General features: G+C 61.0%; 17 protein-coding genes and 1 pseudogene. 10 read left to right on the top strand and 8 right to left on the bottom strand.

The features are described from left to right. Positions 1 to 181, top strand: a pseudogene (locus ABMA59_RS27470) (hypothetical protein); the annotation flags it as partial. A 236-nt stretch (positions 182 to 417) separates the two neighbouring features. On the opposite strand, the gene ABMA59_RS27475 reads toward ABMA59_RS27470, so the two are convergent. Together ABMA59_RS27475 and ABMA59_RS27480 are read right to left on the bottom strand one after the other, a co-directional pair. Continuing rightward, the gene (locus ABMA59_RS27475; RefSeq protein WP_349008560.1) at positions 418 to 1209 is read right to left on the bottom strand and encodes a DUF1365 domain-containing protein; all 792 of its coding nucleotides are present in this window, start codon (positions 1207 to 1209) and stop codon (positions 418 to 420) included. Next, complete coding sequence (locus tag ABMA59_RS27480; RefSeq protein ID WP_349008654.1) at positions 1209 to 2558, bottom strand: NAD(P)/FAD-dependent oxidoreductase; 1350 nt, start codon at positions 2556 to 2558, stop codon at positions 1209 to 1211. Before ABMA59_RS27480 ends, ABMA59_RS27475 begins: the two co-directional genes overlap by 1 nt. Positions 2559 to 2676: 118 nt before the next feature. On the opposite strand from ABMA59_RS27480, the gene ABMA59_RS27485 reads away from it, so the two are divergent. The 5 genes from ABMA59_RS27485 to ABMA59_RS27505 all read left to right on the top strand — a co-directional run bounded on the left by ABMA59_RS27485 (position 2677) and on the right by ABMA59_RS27505 (position 6553). Continuing rightward, positions 2677 to 3333: a sigma-70 family RNA polymerase sigma factor gene (locus tag ABMA59_RS27485; RefSeq protein ID WP_349008561.1), complete on the top strand. Its 657-nt coding sequence runs from the start codon at positions 2677 to 2679 to the stop codon at positions 3331 to 3333. Beyond that, positions 3330 to 3983: a ChrR family anti-sigma-E factor gene (locus ABMA59_RS27490; protein WP_349008562.1), complete on the top strand. Its 654-nt coding sequence runs from the start codon at positions 3330 to 3332 to the stop codon at positions 3981 to 3983. Before ABMA59_RS27485 ends, ABMA59_RS27490 begins: the two co-directional genes overlap by 4 nt. A 77-nt stretch (positions 3984 to 4060) precedes the next feature. Continuing rightward, positions 4061 to 4891 (top strand): DUF1295 domain-containing protein, encoded by an 831-nt coding sequence (locus ABMA59_RS27495; protein ID WP_349008563.1) that lies wholly within the window; start codon positions 4061 to 4063, stop codon positions 4889 to 4891. After that, entirely contained in the window at positions 4888 to 5916 is a 1029-nt protein-coding gene (locus ABMA59_RS27500) for an SAM-dependent methyltransferase (protein WP_349008564.1), read from the top strand. The genes ABMA59_RS27495 and ABMA59_RS27500 overlap by 4 nt, the downstream gene beginning before the upstream one ends. Positions 5917 to 5920: 4 nt before the next feature. Beyond that, on the top strand, positions 5921 to 6553 hold the full coding sequence (locus ABMA59_RS27505; protein WP_349008565.1) for a hypothetical protein: 633 nt from the start codon (positions 5921 to 5923) through the stop codon (positions 6551 to 6553). Here the strand turns inward: ABMA59_RS27505 and ABMA59_RS27510 are convergent. The 3 genes from ABMA59_RS27510 to ABMA59_RS27520 are packed head-to-tail and all read right to left on the bottom strand — an operon-like array spanning position 6492 to position 8755. Continuing rightward, positions 6492 to 6902: a DUF2177 family protein gene (locus ABMA59_RS27510; protein ID WP_349008566.1), complete on the bottom strand. Its 411-nt coding sequence runs from the start codon at positions 6900 to 6902 to the stop codon at positions 6492 to 6494. The genes ABMA59_RS27505 and ABMA59_RS27510 overlap by 62 nt on opposite strands. A 20-nt stretch (positions 6903 to 6922) precedes the next feature. Beyond that, positions 6923 to 8362 carry a cryptochrome/photolyase family protein gene (locus ABMA59_RS27515; RefSeq protein ID WP_349008567.1) on the bottom strand — a complete coding sequence of 480 codons (1440 nt, stop codon included), beginning with the start codon at positions 8360 to 8362 and terminating at the stop codon, positions 6923 to 6925. Positions 8363 to 8374: 12 nt separating this feature from the next. Continuing rightward, positions 8375 to 8755, bottom strand: coding sequence for a DUF2147 domain-containing protein (locus ABMA59_RS27520; RefSeq protein ID WP_349008568.1), 381 nt, complete (start codon positions 8753 to 8755; stop codon positions 8375 to 8377). 301 nt (positions 8756 to 9056) lie between these two features. Here ABMA59_RS27520 and ABMA59_RS27525 point away from each other — a divergent pair, with 301 nt between their 5' ends. From ABMA59_RS27525 to ABMA59_RS27535, 3 genes are all read left to right on the top strand, one after another. Beyond that, positions 9057 to 10508 (top strand): ATPase domain-containing protein, encoded by a 1452-nt coding sequence (locus ABMA59_RS27525; RefSeq protein WP_425475991.1) that lies wholly within the window; start codon positions 9057 to 9059, stop codon positions 10506 to 10508. After that, positions 10505 to 11548 carry a sensor histidine kinase gene (locus ABMA59_RS27530; protein ID WP_349008569.1) on the top strand — a complete coding sequence of 348 codons (1044 nt, stop codon included), beginning with the start codon at positions 10505 to 10507 and terminating at the stop codon, positions 11546 to 11548. Before ABMA59_RS27525 ends, ABMA59_RS27530 begins: the two co-directional genes overlap by 4 nt. A gap of 82 nt (positions 11549 to 11630) precedes the next feature. Beyond that, positions 11631 to 12728: a sensor histidine kinase gene (locus tag ABMA59_RS27535; protein WP_349008570.1), complete on the top strand. Its 1098-nt coding sequence runs from the start codon at positions 11631 to 11633 to the stop codon at positions 12726 to 12728. A 593-nt stretch (positions 12729 to 13321) separates the two neighbouring features. Here ABMA59_RS27535 and ABMA59_RS27540 read toward each other — a convergent pair. Together ABMA59_RS27540 and ABMA59_RS37310 are read right to left on the bottom strand one after the other, a co-directional pair. Further along, positions 13322 to 14359, bottom strand: coding sequence for an IS110 family RNA-guided transposase (locus tag ABMA59_RS27540; RefSeq protein WP_349008571.1), 1038 nt, complete (start codon positions 14357 to 14359; stop codon positions 13322 to 13324). 405 nt (positions 14360 to 14764) lie between these two features. Next, positions 14765 to 15439: a methyltransferase domain-containing protein gene (locus ABMA59_RS37310; RefSeq protein ID WP_425475994.1), complete on the bottom strand. Its 675-nt coding sequence runs from the start codon at positions 15437 to 15439 to the stop codon at positions 14765 to 14767. Here ABMA59_RS37310 and ABMA59_RS27550 point away from each other — a divergent pair. Next, positions 15326 to 15568: a hypothetical protein gene (locus tag ABMA59_RS27550; RefSeq protein WP_349008573.1), complete on the top strand. Its 243-nt coding sequence runs from the start codon at positions 15326 to 15328 to the stop codon at positions 15566 to 15568. The two genes, ABMA59_RS37310 and ABMA59_RS27550, sit on opposite strands and share 114 nt — an antisense overlap. 322 nt (positions 15569 to 15890) lie before the next feature. Here ABMA59_RS27550 and ABMA59_RS27555 read toward each other — a convergent pair whose 3' ends face one another. Beyond that, positions 15891 to 17507 carry a GMC family oxidoreductase gene (locus ABMA59_RS27555; RefSeq protein ID WP_349008574.1) on the bottom strand — a complete coding sequence of 539 codons (1617 nt, stop codon included), beginning with the start codon at positions 17505 to 17507 and terminating at the stop codon, positions 15891 to 15893. Positions 17508 to 17527: the final 20 nt, after the last annotated feature.

Genomic DNA, 17527 nt, shown 5'->3' on the forward strand with positions numbered 1-17527 from the left:
GTGGGAGGTCTATATCGACATGGAACCGGAGGACGGCTGCCTCTGGGTCTACGGGCCCGACGAACAGCAGATCCCCGCCTTCACAGACTTCGGACTCGAAAGTCTGATCGACTTCATCCGCGAGCACAAAGCCAATCGCGGCGACAGCCAAAACGGCAGCCCACAAGAGCCCGGGTCATAACCGGGCGCTTACGTTCGAAGATAACATTGCGACTTCACAGACATCGCATGCTGAACGCAAGCGGGAAGTGACGGTGTGGATAGGGCGCGTGAGAGGTGACTAACTTCTGCAGCCGATCCCTGGTGACCCGGAGGCAATCGGGCGACTTCTGAGGCCGCATGCTTCACCCGCCCGGGCCGATCACCGCGCCGGCGCGCATGAGACAGTCCATCAGCGAGCAACAGGAGCCGACGTGTTCAAAGCGAACCCGGTGTTCTGACGTAAGTCACAGATGTGCCCGGCGGTGCGGGGCGTTCGTTGATCTTGATTCCCTTGTTCCAAAGGAGAAGCGCCTCCCAATGGATACCGGCAACCACCTTGAGCGTGAGAAGCGGATAGAGAAAGAACATCCTGGCCAGTTGGCCATCCGTGAGTGGACGTCGGAGGCCCGAAAAGGCAGCCACGATCACCGGCCCCCGGGCGTCGCTGGCAGTGATGTGCAGGAACAGCTTGTCATCCGGCGGATTGAGGCGAAATTTGTAGTGCATGCCCATGCTCGCGAACGGCGATACGTAGAACCGTTTCTCGCAGCGCTGATCGACCAGGCCGGCACCTCCACCGTCTTGCACTGGTATCAAATAGCTGTGGCGCTCACCGAATGTGTTGTTAACTTCGTAAAGCACGGCTTGCAGTCCGCCGTCCCGACGATGGCAATAATAGACGCTGAGAGGGTTGAAGACGTAGCCGAGCAGACGGGGCATGCAAAGCACGCGAATGGCGCCGCCGTCCGTCTCGAGGCCCGCTGCGCGAAGGTGCTGCTCGACATGACCGCGCAGCGGACGCCCTGAACCATCTCCGTGGTCGCGGTCGAAGAAGCTGAACAAGTTGAATCGATTCCACGAGAACAGCTTCAATCGCCGGGAAAGGCCGCCAATCTCATCAAGATCGAGCAGCAAGGAGAACATGCCATATTTGAGGCGATGTTTTCGGGGATGCAGCCGTTGGTGCATCACCTTCCCCGTATAGATGGCCGATTCGGTGGTGAACATCAGGCCGCCGCCAGATCCCGAGAGCGGGGTAGGTCTAGTATGGTGATGCGGCCGGATTCGTCCACCACCTGCCAGGGCCTGCGCACGCCACCCAGGGCCTCGGCGACCGCAAGCCCCGCCTGCAACCCGTCCTCGTGAAAGCCGGCGCCGAAATAGGCGCCACAGAACCAAGTGTTACGCACGCCTTGAAGCGTCCACAACCTCCTTTGCGCTCGCATGGCGGCGCCGTCGAAGAGCGGGTGCTCATAGGTCTCGCGGTGCTTCACGGTTTCGGGCAAGGGCTGCATGGCAGGGTTCAGTGTCACAAACAGTGGCCTTTCGTCTGGAAGCGACTGCAGCCTGTTCATCCAGTACGTGACCGAAAGCTTTCTGGCATCGTCCTGGGTTTCCGCAAGATAGTTCCAGGCCGACCAAGCGCGCTTCCTCCTGGGCATCAGGCGGGGATCGGAATGCAATACGGCTTCGTTCCGGCTGTAGGCGAAAGTGCCGAGCAATTCGCGCTCGTTTGCGGTTGTGTCGCTCAACATGGCCAACGCCTGGTCCGCATGGGTTGCGATCACCACATGGTCGAAACGCCGGCTGGTCCCCTGCCGGTCGACGATCTCCACTGAGCCGGGGCTTCTGACGATCGAGCGGATCGCATGGCCGAGAACAACTTTGCCTTCCAATCGTTCGGCCAGCATTTTGACATATTCACGACTGCCACCTTCGACAGTCCGCCAGATCGGCCTGCCTGCAATTCTCAGCAGCCCATGATTTTCGCAGAACCGGATGAAGGCTGCGGCCGGATAGTTGCAAATCTCGGCAGCCGGGCTCGACCACACCGCCGCCGCCATCGGGTACAGATGATCCTCGCGGAACGCGGCCCCGTATCCCTTTGAGTCGAGATATTCGGCCAGCGTAATCTCTCCGATCCGGGCGATGTCGAACGGAGCGTGTCGGTAGAAGCGCAGCAACTCGCGAAGCATCTGCCAGAACCGCGGTCTGGCGATGTTGGCGGGCTGTGCAAGCAGGCCCGCAAGACCCGTTCCGGAATACTCCAGGCGCCCGCCATCCATCGACACGGAGAACGACATCTCCGAGGGCTTTGTAGGCACGCCGAGGTGCCGAAACAGCGCAGTCAGATTAGGATAGGTCGACTGGTTGTAGACGATGAACCCGGTATCCACCTGGACGCCGTCAGCTTCGACCGTGTTGCTATGACCACCAAGCCGCGGAGCTTGCTCGAACAACCAAACGTCGTGCCGAAGGGATAAGAGCCATGCTGCGGAAAGCCCGGATATGCCGCTGCCGATGACCGCGATCTTCAGCGGACGCTCGGGTCCCATTCCCGTGTTCCTCAAGTTCATAAATTCCGCATCCCGCACTACGGTCGTCTCGACCCTATATGCTGGCTACGAACGCAGACTCGACACGGATCACTTCACCTCAATGATCCGTACGCTGTGACAGATCGTAGGAAGGCGTATGTATGCCTACGCAGATCATTTGTTTTCCCGTTCAACTTCGCTTCCCTTCCGCCCAGCGGGATGTGAAGTGTCGTTGAACATGCGCAAGACCCGGACCAGCCTTTCAGCCGATGAAGCCGCCTGGCTCATGGCGAAAACCGCAAATGAGCGGGATCGCGCCGCGTTTTCGGCGCTGTTCGATTTCTACGGACCCCGGATCAAGGCGTTCATGATGCGGTCCGGGTTTCCGTCGTGCGCGGCCGAAGAACTCGCGCAGGAAACGATGCTCCTGGTCTGGAAGAAGGCGAGTTCCTTCGACGTCTCGCGCGCCAGCGTCTCCACCTGGATTTTCACGATCGCCCGCAACCTTCGGATCGATCGCTTGCGGCGCGAGAATCGGCCGCAGGTTCAATCCGAGCCGTTCGATCCGTCGGACCAGCCCGACGAGCCCTTGACGGGCGAGGCGATCGTGATTTCCAGCCAGCGAGCGGAACGTATCAGGGCCGCTCTCGCCATGCTGTCCGCGGAACAAGCCGAAGTCGTTCGACTCTCCTTCTACGGCGACAAGGCCCAAACAGAGATTGCTAGCGAACTCGGCATCCCGCTCGGCACCGTTAAATCGCGCGTCCGGCTTGCTCTTGCCCGACTGCGCCAGATCCTGGACGACCTGAAATGACGATCAATCACCATCCGAGCGACGAGACGCTGCTCCGATACGCCAGCGGTACGCTGGAACCCGGGCCTCGCGTCGTCGTGGCCGTTCATGTCAGCGGTTGCCGGGCGTGCGAGGATCGGGGCGCCGACTTCGAGGCGATCGGCGGATCGGTTCTCGAAGATATCGAGGCGGTCGAGCTGAGCGCGAGCGCGCTCGATCACATGATGGTGAGGATCGACGCGATGTCCGGCAAGGATTCCGCGCGGACGGTTGGGCGGAAACCTGCCCGCGCCGAGATCGGCATCCGCCTGCCGGATGTGCTGGACAATTGCGATGTCGGGGGATGGCGATGGATCGGCCCCGGCATCCGCTTCAGCCGTGTCACGCTTCCGGGCGAGCCGGAGGCCAATGTCATGCTGCTGAAAGTCGCGCCGGGCCGCAAACTGCCGAAGCATACCCATTCCGGGCGCGAGTATATGCAGGTGCTTTCGGGTTCTTTCGCCGATGCGCGCGGCCGCTATCGGCCAGGCGACATGGACGAGGCAGATTCCAAGGTCGAGCATCAACCGATCGTCGATCCTCAGGCGGAATGTATCTGCATCGCTGCGCTGGAGGGGCAAATGCGCCTGCGCGGGTTCTTCGGCCGGATAATCCAACCCTTTATCGGCTGAGCACATCGCCAATGCAAATTTTCTCCAAAGCCCGGCCGCCCCTGCGCGACGGCGCCGTACGCGGAAGGCCCTGAGGCATGACGCCCTACGGCTCGCTCGTCGCATCGGGGCTGGCGTTGTCGCTGACCATGACGGGCGCCTGGTGGATTGCGACGAAATCCGGAAAATCCGGCTGGATCGATGCAATCTGGTCGTTTGCCGTCGGAATATGCGGGGCGGTCCCGGCGCTTGCAAGTTTTGGCGGTGCGGGGCTGACCGACAGGCAGCTCCTGGTGGCGGGCCTTGCGCTGCTTTGGTCACTGCGGCTGGGCATTCATATTGCAGTGAGGACGGCGCGAAGCGATCAGGACGATCCACGCTATGCGCAGTTTCGCCGCGAATGGGGCACGGCGTATCGCCCTCGTCTGTTCTGGTTCCTCCAAATCCAGGCCGCGACCGCCTTTGCACTGGTGTTATCGATGATGGCGGCGGCGCATAACCCGGCCCCGGGCCTCGGCGCACAGGATTGGGCGGGCATCTTGCTCCTGCTGGTCGCGGTCGCCGGCGAGGCCGTGGCAGACCGGCAGCTCGTCTCGTTCCGGTCCGACCCGGCCAACAAGGGCAAGGTCTGCGATGCCGGCCTGTGGAGGTTGTCGCGCCACCCGAACTACTTCTTCGAATGGCTCGGCTGGCTAGCCTATCCGGTCATCGCGGTGGATCTGGCGGGCGGCTACGCGTGGGGCTGGGCAGCCCTTGTCGGCCCGGCGCTGATGTATTGGCTGCTCGTCCATGTGTCGGGCGTCCCGCCGCTTGAAGCGCATATGCTGCGGTCACGCGGCGAGCGTTTCCGCCGCTACCAGGAACAGACCAACTCCTTCTGGCCAGGCCCACCCCGTATCACGACAAACCTTCAGCGAAATCGATCATGAGCCTGATGTCCTACGCAATCCGCGCCTTTGAACGCATCCCCCTGCCTGACTTGGCGACACAATACGGGATCGACTACCTGGTCGACCGGACGAGGCGTCGGCTGGCAAATGCCCCCTCCGCCGAGGAGGCACATTTCGCCAGCAGCATGACGAGCCATGCAATCGCGTATCATGCGGACGCGGCGAACAAGCAACACTACGAACTGCCGCCGGAGTTTTTCGCGCTCACACTCGGCCCACGCCGAAAATATTCGAGCTGCTACTATGAGACCGGAAACGAGACGCTCGCCGAGGCCGAGAATCTGGCACTGGCGCTGACGATCGAACACGCCGCTCTCGCCGACGGACAGACGATTCTGGAGCTCGGCTGCGGGTGGGGTTCTCTGACGCTGTTCATGGCGGAACGGTATCCATCCGCGCGCATCGTGGCGGTCTCGAACTCGGCACCCCAGCGGTTGCATATTCAGGCCGAGGCGGCGGCGCGCGGGCTTCGGAACGTCGAAATCCTGACCGCCGACATGAACGCCTTCGAGCCAAAGGAAAAATTCGATCGCGTGATCTCGGTCGAGATGTTCGAGCACATGTCGAACTGGGCCGAACTGCTTTCGCGCATCAGGATCTGGCTGGTGCCTAATGGAAAGCTATTCGTACATGTCTTCAGCCACCGCCACAGGCCCTACCGCTTCGACCATCGTGACGACGCGGACTGGATAGCCCAACATTTCTTCACCGGCGGCGTGATGCCAAGTCATGGCCTGATGGGGCATTTCCCAAATTCCTTCTCGATCGAGCGGGACTGGCGGTGGAGCGGCCTGCACTATCAGAAGACCGCGCTCGACTGGCTTGCGCGGTTCGACACCAACCATAAGCGGATCGACCAGATCCTGAGTGCGGTGTATGGCGACGACGCGTCCCTTTGGAGGCGACGCTGGCGCATATTCTACCTCGCTACCGCAGGGCTTTTCGGCAATGCCAGCGGTACGGAATGGGGCGTCAGCCATTATCTGCTGCGGCCCGCGCAGTAGTGCGATGAAGCGCCTTGTTGGTTGTTGGCGAAGGATCGGCGCCTACGCCGCGCATGACGATCCGCTGACGTCCTGCGTAAACTGGATCGCGCTGGTCGTCGTGTGGAACCAGCCGTTCTATCCGCTCTATCTTTATGCGATCGTCGGCGGCGACAAGCTCGCGCCGTCGTTGCTGACGTTCCTGTCGACGCCCTTCTTCCTGGCCGTTCCGTGGCTATCGAAGCGTCATCCGCTGGGCGCCCGGCTGCTCCTACCCCTGACCGGCATGGCAAATGCCGTCGTCAGCACCAAGGCGTTCGGCGTGGGCTCCGGGGTGGAGCTGTTCCTCATTCCCTGCGCGCTGATTGCCGCCGCGCTCTTCAGGCCCGCCGAACGAGCGATCGGGCTCACGATCATCGCCGGCTGCGCTGCCATCTATTTTGGGCTGCACGACCGCTATGGAGCACCCCTCGCAGCCTACAGCACGGCGGAAAGTGCGGCCATGCTCGGACTGAATGCGGTCAGCGCGGCAACGCTCACGGTGTTCATTGGAGTGCTGCTTTCTGGCGTTGTCGACGCTGCTGAGCGTCGCGCATTCATTCCTGAGGGAAAAAGTAGCGGGTCAGCAGGAAGCCCAGGGCTGCCGAAAGAGCGGTAAGCAGCGAACCCCAGCAAAGGTCCGCGACGGTGATGACCGCCGGCCACCCTCGTATCGTGGCATGGTTGGTCAGATCGTAGGTTGCATAGGCGAAGAAGCCGAATAGGGCGCCGTAGAGCGCCGCCGTCGTCCATTTGCCGCTCGAAAATGCGGGTGTGGTCGCGAAGACGATGATGCCGGCCACATAGACGACATAGAAAAGCGCGGCAGGCATCAGGTTGACGCTGTCGGCTAGCACCTCTCCGAGATATCGGCGATAGAGTCGCTCCGACATGCTCGTCAGCCAAATCGCATCGATGCCGATGAAAATGACGAAGGTAGCCACATAGGCTACTGCATATTTTGTCATGGCAGCTCCAATATTGATCTCTACGATTTGCCGGACTGCATTGTCCGGTAAGCCGTCATTGCTCGGTCACGCGCCTTGCCGTGATCGACGATCGGCCGGGGATAGGTTTCGCCGAGCTTGATGCCGCTCTCTTCCAGAACCGCGTCCGGCGCTTCCCATGGCCGGTGAAGGTAGCGTTTCGGCAGTCCGGCAAGTTCCGGCACATAGCGGCGAACATAATCGCCCACTGGATCGAATTTTTCCCCCTGCAGAACCGGGTTGAAGATGCGGAAGTATGGAGCCGCATCCGCGCCGCTTCCGGCCACCCACTGCCAGTTGGCGGGGTTGTTGGCGGCGTCCGCATCGACGAGCGTGTCCCAGAACCATTGCTCGCCTTCACGCCAGTCGATCAGCAGGTCTTTGATGAGGAATGACGCAACAATCATGCGCACACGGTTGTGGACCCAACCGGTCTGCCAGAGTTCGCGCATCCCCGCGTCAACGATCGGGTAGCCGGTGAGACCGCGCTGCCAGGCTTTCAAACCCGTAGGATCGTTGCACCATACGAAACCGTCGAATTCCGGCCGAAAACTCCGGTCCCGCAGGTTCGGATTGTGGAGCAGGAGGTGGGAGCAGAACTCGCGCCACACGACCTCCTTCCGAAACTTGGCCGCCCCGCCACCCTTCGCCTTCCTGAGCGCGGCGAGGATCTGGAACGGCGTGATCTCGCCGAACGCCAGATGCGGAGACAGCCTCGAGGTTCCGGCGACACCCGGCCTGTCGCGGCGTTGCTCGTAGCCGCCGAGGTCTTCCTCAATGAAATCATGGAGCCGCCGGCGGGCGCCCTGTTCGCCGGGCGTCCAACTTTCGGACAGGCCTTTGGACCAGTCCGGCTTTACCGGGAGGAGCTCCAGATCCTGAAGCTTCAACCCGGCGATATCTCCTTCCCAGCCCTGAATCGGCCGCGGCGGATCGATTGGGTCGCGAGGTTCGAGCCCTTGCTCCAGCGCATTCCAGAACGGCGTGTAGACCTTGTAAAAGCCGCCCGAGCCGGATTTGACCAGAGAAGGTTCGTGCAGCAAAGCCCCCTCGAAGCTGTGGGCAACGAAGCCATGGTCCCGCAATCGCTTCTTCAATGCCGCATCGACCGCCGCATCGGCGCGATCGTATCGACGGTTCCAGAAGACGGTGTCCGCTCCGCTGGCTTCTATGGCTTCCGCAACCACGTGGGACATACTGCCTCGTTGCAGCAATAAGGTTGCGCCGGCCTTCCTCAGCTCGCGCTGCAGCGCGTCCAGCGAGTGATGCAGCCACCATCGGCTGGCGGCGCCGACCGTTCGCACGCCCTCGCTTTCCTCGTCGATCACATAGAGTGCCACGACAGGCTTGCGGCTTTCCGCGGCGGCCGATAACGCTGCATTGTCCCCGATCCGAAGATCGCGGCGAAAGAGGACGATGACGGGAGGGGACCGATCAGCCATGGGCGCGGCGCGTCAGGGCTTGGCCGGCGTCCAGAATACGTCCTTGCAGATCAGCCCGCCGACAACGCAGCCCCTCGTCTTCAAGCGCTTGCCGGTGACCTGGAGCGAGATCGCGTATGTGAGGTTGCGCTTCGGATCGTAGGCCTTGCCCGTAAGGGTCGTGGCTGATTTGGGCGTCAGCGTCATGATCAGCTTGTCGCCGACAGCCTCGCCCTTGCTCGTGTCGCCGATCCACAGATTGGTCGCACACAGCGATTTTCCGCAAGGTGCGATCCGCACGCGGGCGTTGCCGTCATCGCGATTCCATACGCCGGAAGCGTTGGAGGTTGCGTCGGCCATCGCAAGTTGAGGCAGCAGCCACAGGCCTGCAACGAATACGGTCATCCATCGCATAAGTTCACCTCTCAGAATCCACAGCCCTTCTACGAGGTAAGCCCAAGGAGGGATCATTCACACCGCAGCCCGCAAGCACCCTGCCGGCCACCTGCGAATGACCGCATGACGACCAACGCCACGTGGGAGCTCTCGCCCACAACCGCTTATATTTGCCAAAGGCACTCGTGGCGTCCCCACAGCTGCAGTGGCGAGGTCGAGCCGTGAATGGAACTACGTCAATCCGCAGCCGTTTACGGTGCCGGAACAAAAGGCTGGGGGCGACGTGTTCAGCGACGATGCATCACCTATAGAGAGTGGAGTGGTCGGTCTCGACTACGTTCTTCGAGGCGGCTATGCTAAGTACCGCTCTCATTTGGTCGAAGGTAGGCCAGGATCAGGCAAGACTACACTCGGTTTGCAGTTTCTGATCGACGGCGCCTCCCGTGGCGAAAAATGCCTCTACATCACCCTTTCGGAGAGCAAGCGCGAACTGCTTTCGGTTGCAGGCAGACACGGCTGGGACCTGGCCGGTGTCGAAATTCTCGAACTGGTGCCGCCGGAACTCAGTCTCGACCCGTCCCAGTTGCAGACGCTGGTTCACTCGTCTGACCTTGAACTGGGCGAGACGGTAAACGCGGCGCTGGCTGAGATCGAGCGCATGAAGCCGGACCGGGTTGTGTTCGACTCGCTGTCGGAAATCCGACTTCTGTCGCAGGGTTCATTGCGATACCGCCGGCAGGTGTTGGCGCTGAAGAGCTTCTTCCTGCTTAACCATGCGACCGTACTGCTGCTCGACGACCTTACAGCGGAGCATGACGATCTCAATCTGCACTCGATCAGCCACGGCGTCATTCGCATGGAGCAGCTTACGCCCATCTATGGAGGGGAGCGTCGGCGACTGCGCGTCATCAAGATGCGCGGCGTGCAGATCCGCGGCGGGTTTCATGATTTCGTGATCCGGCCAGGCGGTGTGATCGTCTTCCCGCGTCTTGTCGCCTCGGACCACGAAGAGGCCACCCACGGATCGCCCGCATCCAGCGGGAACGCTGTGGACATCCTGCTTGGCGGCGGCCTCGACCGCGGTACCAGCACGCTGGTGATGGGCCCCTCCGGCGTCGGCAAGTCGACTATTGCGGCCTCGTACTGCCATGCGGCGCTTGTTCGTGAAGAACGGGTGCTCGTGCTGCTTTTTGATGAGACGAAGCGGATTTTCCTCGCGCGGGCGGCAGGCTTGGGAATGGATCTCCGGCCGTTCGTGGAGACCGGCGACCTGATCCTGGAACAAATCGATCCGGCGGAATTGTCTCCTGGCGAATTGTCGGCGCGGATACAATCGGCGGTCGAGGGCCTCGACGCCAGGATCGTCGTTATCGACAGCTTGACGGGTTACCTCAACGCCATGTCGGAGGAGCAGCATCTGGTCCTGCAGATGCATGAGATTCTGACGTATCTCAACCAGAAGGGCGTGGTGACAATCCTGCTGCTGGCCAATCACGGATTGATCGGACAGATGGTGTCCCCGGTCGACATGACCTACCTCTGTGATTCAGTCATGCTCCTTCGGTTTTTTGAAAGCGGCGGCCGCGTTCGGCGCGCCATTTCAGTCGTCAAGAAGCGGGTCGGTCCACATGAGGATACGATCCGCGAGTTTCGGATTACCGGCGATGGCGTGAATGTCGGCGAACCTCTCGCCCAATTCCATGGAATTCTAACGGGGGTGCCGTCTTATGAAGGCAAGCATTCCGACCTGCTGGCAGACGAAAAGCCATGACGCTGCCTGAGCCCGTCGCTCTCGTGCTTGCTCCTGTCGGAAGAGATGCGCAAATTGCTAGCGCTATTCTGGCGACCGGCAACATCCGCACTCGGATCTGCGACACTCTTGAAGCGACGCTGCCGCTTCTCGACGTTGCGCACTGCCTGGTAATCGCCGAAGAAGCCTTGACCAGTGCCGATCGCAACGAGTTTGCGAGTTGGCTCGACAATCAGCCTGCGTGGTCCGATTTCCCAATCGTGTTGTTGGTTATGCGAGGAAAGGAGGTCGACAAGCGTCTGACATTTCTCGACCGGTACCTGATCGTGCTCGAACGACCCTTCCTGGCGTCGAGCCTCACAAATTCGGTTCGATCCGCCGTGCGAGCCCGTGACCGGCAGCTCGAAGTGAAGTCCTACATCGAACAGAAGCAGGAAGTTGCCGATCGCCAGCGCCTCCTGATCCGCGAACTGCATCATCGGGTCAAAAACACCTTGGCCAATGTGCGGGCGATGATGGGCGCCACGGCTCGCTCGAGCGACAGCGTCGACGGCTTCGTGCGAGACTTCTCGGCCAGGATCGTGTCGCTTGCCGAGACGCATTCAATGCTGACCGACGACTACTGGCAAACTGCCTCGCTGCAACGACTCCTGCTGGGGGAGTTGCGCCATTACGACACGACGGATCATCCGCGAATTCTATTGGATGGTCCAGAGGTCGCTCTTGTGGCCGACATAGCGATACCCGTCGGGATGGCGTTCCACGAACTTGCCTCCAACTCATCGAAATTCGGCTCGCTGTCGACTTCGCAGGGTGGTCTCGACGTGCGTTGGACGATTGACGATTCCGGCCCCATGCGTCAGGTCAACCTGGATTGGCGGGAGTACAACGGACCAGAAGTCCATCCACCGAAGCGACGGGGATTTGGTACGATATTGCTGGAGAAGGTGGTCGCGGTGCAGTGCGATGCCAAAGTTGCACTCCACTACCATCCGAGCGGCCTGCGCTTCACCATGGCCCTTCCGCTTCGCGACACCAGGCTGGTCCCCTCGTACTCCTGAGGCTCAACCTCACGATCAGGTTCTGCTATGGCGGGGGCGGCCTATCGTTGATAAGGGTGGCGAAAGCTAGGAACGGCCTTCCATGACCTCCGATACCCATACGCCGGAGACGGTCGAGAAGCTGCTCGATACGCCCGATCTCGCAAGTGCCCTCGAAAGCGAACAGTTCAAGAAGTTTCTTGACCAGGTACCCATCGCAATCGCTGTTTCCGATTTGGGCGGGGTAGAACGGGTTGTCTATGCAAACCCAGAGTTCGAGAGGCTCTCGGGCATCGCTGCGGCAAAACTTGCGCAGGACAACTGGTCCTCGCTCGCCGGAACCGGGGTCGGCGAGCGAAAAGATCAGGCGCTGGTTAACGCGGTGGTCGAGGAAACTGATTTCGTGGGGACGTTCCGCCTGGAGCGGGGCGAAGCCAAGTCACCGGTGGTCGACGTTTATTCGAATGTGATCGAGGACGACGACGGCAAGCTTTGCTTCCGGCTGGTTGCGTTGGTTGACGTCTCGGCGCACGGGGAGAGCGAGACGCGCGACGTCGAGGACCGTGTCCGCGAAAAGGACACGCTGCTGCGCGAACTTCAGCACCGCGTCAAAAACAACCTTCAAATGATTACGGCCCTCATCCGGATGGAGACGCGCAATGCGACCGATTCGGACCATAAGAGGTTCGAGCGGCTTGCGGGGCGTGTCGATGCGCTTGCAATCCTTTACCAGACGCTGTCTGCCGACAGCCACAAGGAAGAGGTGGATCTGGGCGTCTATCTGAGCCAGATCGCTTCGGCGGTGATGACGTCGCATGCAGTGGAAGGCATCCGACTGGATATGAAGGTCGACACTTACCCGGTCTCGGTAAACGTCGCCATGCCGACCGGGCTGGTGGTGAACGAGCTACTGACGAACGCGCTCAAGCATGCCTTTCAAGGGCGTGACGGTGGGACCATTACCTTGCATAGCATCGTGAACGGCGACGGCTGCCGCGTTGTGGTCGCGGATGACGGGATCGGGCTCCCCGAGGGAGACACCTGGCCCAAGCAGGGTAAACTCGGCGCGCTTATCGCACGTTCGCTGACCGAAAACGCCAAGGCCGAATTTGAGGTGAAGTCGAGCGCCGAAAAGGGTACCCGCGTGACAATCGTATTCAAGCGATCAGAAGCTGCCTCGGGTCCGGCAAAGGCTGGCTGACCGAATTCGCTAGTCAACAGTGGCAGATGGTCGAGCAAAATTTTTACATTGCGCGATCCACCCCCAATTCGGTGCGTGCCGAGCGCAACCTCAATTTGGCGCTGAAGGCCTCGGCCCGTCAACAGCTTCATTGATCATTCACCCCAAACGGGCGTCCGGCGTGCGGCCTGCCCTCTTGAAACCTGGCAAATGACGGGCCTGTCCGTCGTGACTGCACACCCTTTTGCTGGGCCTCTCCAATCAAAACTGGACGCCAGCTTTGGAAAACGTTCCATATCGACAGAATCATTAGAATGTCCTCTGTGGATGGCTCCCGCATTGCAAGAGGTAATTCGAGATTATGGCGCGTTGGTCGGGTGCAGTCTTCTGTCCGGCCTGTTGATGCAGCCATTGGAGACTGCTGGCCCTGATGGGGTCGGCGAACAAGATCCCAATCTGCTTTGCAGGCTATGATGCCTCCGACATTCGACGGGTTGTCCCTGTTCCCGGCCTGACCGGTTTCGCCATCACATCGCTTCGCTCTCACAACCTCATGGAGCCGGCCGACCGGCTCGAACTGGATTTTTCTTCAAGGTTTCATCTCTGTCGCAGCTTTACGCTGCAGAGACCGGGGCGTGGCGAGCTTGATACGTCTCGCCGCGGGCCATGACCGCCCAGACGACGCGGGCCATTTTGTTGGCCATGGCTACACTCGCCACGCGCGCCGGTTTGCGGGCAAGCAATGCTAGGAGGCGCGGATCCGCCGCCTCGGGCTTATGCCTCGCTCGGCGGATCAGAGAGGTGGCGCCAATCACCAGGAGCTTTCTCAGATACCGATCACCCATCTTGGTGATGCGGCCGAGCCGGTCCTTACCACCACTCGAGTTTTGCGAGGGTGTGAGCCCCAGCCAGGCAGCAAACTCTCTACCTGAACGGAACTGTGCAGGATTGGCGACCGATGCAGCCAGTGCTGTTGCACCGACCGGGCCAATGCCAGGAATGTTCGATAGACGCCGTGCCACTTCGTCAGTTCTTTGCAGGGCAAGGATCGAACGGTCGATCGCCTGCAAACGGACATGGGTTTCGAGAACCTGTCCGCACAGGAGGCCTAGAATTTGCATCGCCATCGGCGGCACAGCTGGTGTCGTTTCCTTCGCTGCGATCTGCCGTGCCAGCCCAAGCGCCCGCAACAAACCTTCAGGTATGTCGATGCCGAACTCGGCCAGCAGGCCTCGGATCATGTTGACCAGTTGCGTGCGCTGCTTGACCAGAAGATTGCGCGTGCGGTGAAGCGACAAGGCGGCGTGCTGCTCGGCAGACTTCATGGCCACGAACCGCATGGTCGGGCGTGTCACGGCTTCGCAGATCGCCTCCGCGTCCACCGCATCGTTCTTGCCGCGCTTCACATAAGGCTTCACGTAGGCTGGCGGCATCATGCGGACCTCATGGCCCAGCTTTGTCAGCTCTCGAGCCCAATGATGCGATGTCCCGCACGCCTCCATGCCGATCAGAGAGGGCGGCAACTTGGTGAAGAACGGCAGAACTTGCGATCGCCGCAGTGCTTTGCGCACAACAACGTCTCCAGACGCGTCAACGGCATGAACTTGAAAAACACGCTTGGCCAGATCGAGGCCCACGGTGGTAACCTGCATGGCGGATGGCTCCTTTATTCGGGTTGCCTGATAGCAAACCCAATTTGGCACTCAGATGCCGGGAGCGGGAGCCATCCACCTCATCTGCTTTCAGGATGCGGTCGCCACCCGGCCACCGGCCGACGTTGGGCGCGTTGCTGACTGGCAGCTTCGGGGCCGTGTCCGGAGGGTCCGCTTTTGAGAAACCTTGGCAGTAATAAAACTGCCATTCTGGATCCACGGCTATCAGGAAAGGTCTGCCTAGTCAGCTCACGACCCCGAGGCTGTGTGAAAACTCGACCCATCGCACAACCCGTAGAATTCTATCCTCTGTGAATGGCTTTGGCAGCGCATAGGCAGCATGCCGTTCCTGCACTGGGGATAATCGGGAATGACCTTCTCAGAACTTCGCTGAGCGCCGAGTTTTCACACGGCCTCCACCCCTTCAAGGACGTCAAGCGATAGTGCGTCGGATTCGGTTGCGGCAGTAGGAGGTGCGCCCCTACGCCCGTAGCGCACAATTGAGGCCTCACTCCCGAAATCTGGGAACACTACATCGCCCGGACCTGTCAATCGCCCCCGGCCCCGATTGCAGCATGACGTTAGGGTAGCATGTCTGAACAATCTCAAGGGAGCATTCCGAAGACGAAAGTTGCAAGCGGCGTCGCGCTCATCTCGACTTCGACATATCCTTGGGCTTCCATCATCGCCTTGATGTCGGCCGGATCGCTTATTTCGCCACCGCTTCGAAGTGTTCTCAGATTGGCCATGAACGCCAAAAAAGGGTCCTCTGGATGGGTATAGACGCCAGCGACGAGATAGGCATTGCTGACCGAGGCGCGCGCGATCAAGGGCAGCCTCGACGATTGGGCGCTTCAGGAACATTGTCGGCAGCCAAGCCAACGAGTACCTGTCGTACTCGTCCAGCCTTGAAACGTCGAGGTTACGCACACTCACGCGATCCGCGTAAGGGCTCTCGGCGACGTTTTGCTTGGCGAGTTCCAGCGCCGGTTCCCAGATGTCGATCCCGTCAACCCTGATATTGGGGCAAGTCCTGGCCGCTTCGAGCGCAATCCCAGCAACCCCGGTGCCGACATCCAGAAATGTGCCCTGGAACGCTTCACGCATCTTCGGGTGCACGTCGGCGATGGCATTGATGCGTGTGAAGACGCTTTTGGAAGCGCGACCCATGACCTGCATCGCAGCGGGATCAAAAATCTCCCAGTTTGATCCCCGCTCCGGATTGTGAAAAAGTTCGCCGGCCTCGCTCAGAGCCATCTCGACCATGGCCAAGGCAAGTGACGCCTGCACCTTATCGGTTCCATCCACGACATCCCCGAGAGCCATCTTTGCACCAAGATCAATCTGCTCTCGAATGTCCGGAGCTACTGGAGGGCCGGAGCGCAGCCTGATGGAAGCACCGACAAGCGCCTGCATCCGTGTGGATTTAGCTAACTCTTGAATTCGCGGGATAAAGGTCTCAGACATTCGTTGCACTCGTAGGTAGGGAGGGGCAGCTATCTCGCTCGTCTGCGCCTGGACGCGGACAGCCCTAAAGGCCATACATGCGCCGCAGCATTTGTGCTGCCCGCTCCCCGATGACCGCGCAGGGTGCCTGTGTGTTGCCAGTTGTCACCCTCGGCAGGATCGAGCCGTCCGCCACGCGCAGGCCCTTTACCCCGTGAACTGCAAGCGTGGCGTCGACAACCGACATCTCATCGAGACCCATCCTCGCGGTGCCGCACTGATGCCAGTAGGTGACCGCCGCATCGCGAATGAAATTGTCGTCTGCCTTGCTGCCCGCGCCAGGAATGACCTCGCGTTTTACGTAGGGCCGGAACGCCTTGGCGCTGCCGAGTTCGCGGCAGAGTTTGACGCAGGCTCTGGCAGCGTCCTTGTCCGCCCAGGTCGACATCATGTGGGCATCGACAAGGGGTGTATCCGAAGGGTCCGCCGTCTTCAGCCGGACCCGGCCACGGCTCGTCGGGTGCGCGAGCCCGGCAAACATCGTCCACCCGTGCGCAGGGACGCCCCGCGCGGCCGTGCGCTCGCTCGGTACTGGAAACTCCACCTGGCAGAACAGCAGGTCCGGAGCATCAAGCTCCGGCCGGCTTTTCCAATAGAGCGTCGCCTCGCTGCCGTTGTTGCGCGGAGGCATAGGCTCGCGATGCTCCCAGGTGCAGCCGAACGACACGTGGTCCTGCAGATTGTAGCCTACGCCGGGAAGGTGCTGCATGAGCGGAATGCCGTGGCGTTCAAGCTCGCTGCAATCGCCAAGACCCGACAGCATGAGCACCTTTGGGGTATTGATCGCGCCCGTGGAGAGGACGATCTCAGTGCTTGCGACAATCGACAAAATCGCGCCGCCGCGATCGATCTCCACGCCCACGGCGCGGCGCCCGTCGAACAGGATCCGGCGAACCGACGTTTCGGTCAAGACTGTGAGATTGGGCCGATCCGTCCAAGGCTGGACATAGGCCCGGTAGAGCGAGTGGCGCCTCCCATCACGGACGAGCATGTCGCTGTAGGCGGCGCCGCCGGCGCTTTCCATCATCCGGCCGTTCGGGCTGTCGAACCGCGGGATGCCAAGTTCCTCGGCGGCGTCGAGCATAGCTCCGGCAAGAGGGCTCGGATCGCACGGAGGCTGGACCCACACCGGTCCTGACGTACCGCGATAGTGCGGGTCAGGCGCGCCTTGCCAATTCTCGATCCGGCGATAGATGTCGAGCACGGACTCGTAGCCCCAGCCCGGATCGCCGGATACTTCGGCGAAGTGATCCCAGTCGCCGCGGTGGCCGCGTGCCCATACCATGACGTTGACGCTGGAGCCTCCCCCGAGCCCCTTGCCCATGGACATCGAGAGTGCACGTCCATTGAGATGGGGATTGGGCTCCGCTTGGAATCCCCAGTCGCGCTCGCTGCCGAGATTGGCGGGCCACTGGCTCGGGTCGAGCACGGCTTCGGCCTCGTCATGCCCTCCTGCTTCGATCAGGAGCACGTCGCACGCGGCATTCTCGGCAAGGCGGCGGGCAATCACGGACCCTGACGAGCCGGCGCCGCAAACGATAAAGTCGTAGGTCGGCTTGAGATTGGCCGTCAGTTGCGCCTGGTTGTTGCGCGCACGCCTGTAGAAGTCTTTGCTCTCGTCGGTGAAGGAAGTGCTTGCCATTGATTTTGGCCTTTTCTTGC

This window comes from Mesorhizobium yinganensis, from assembly GCF_040081985.1.
Lineage (GTDB): Bacteria > Pseudomonadota > Alphaproteobacteria > Rhizobiales > Rhizobiaceae > Kumtagia > Kumtagia yinganensis.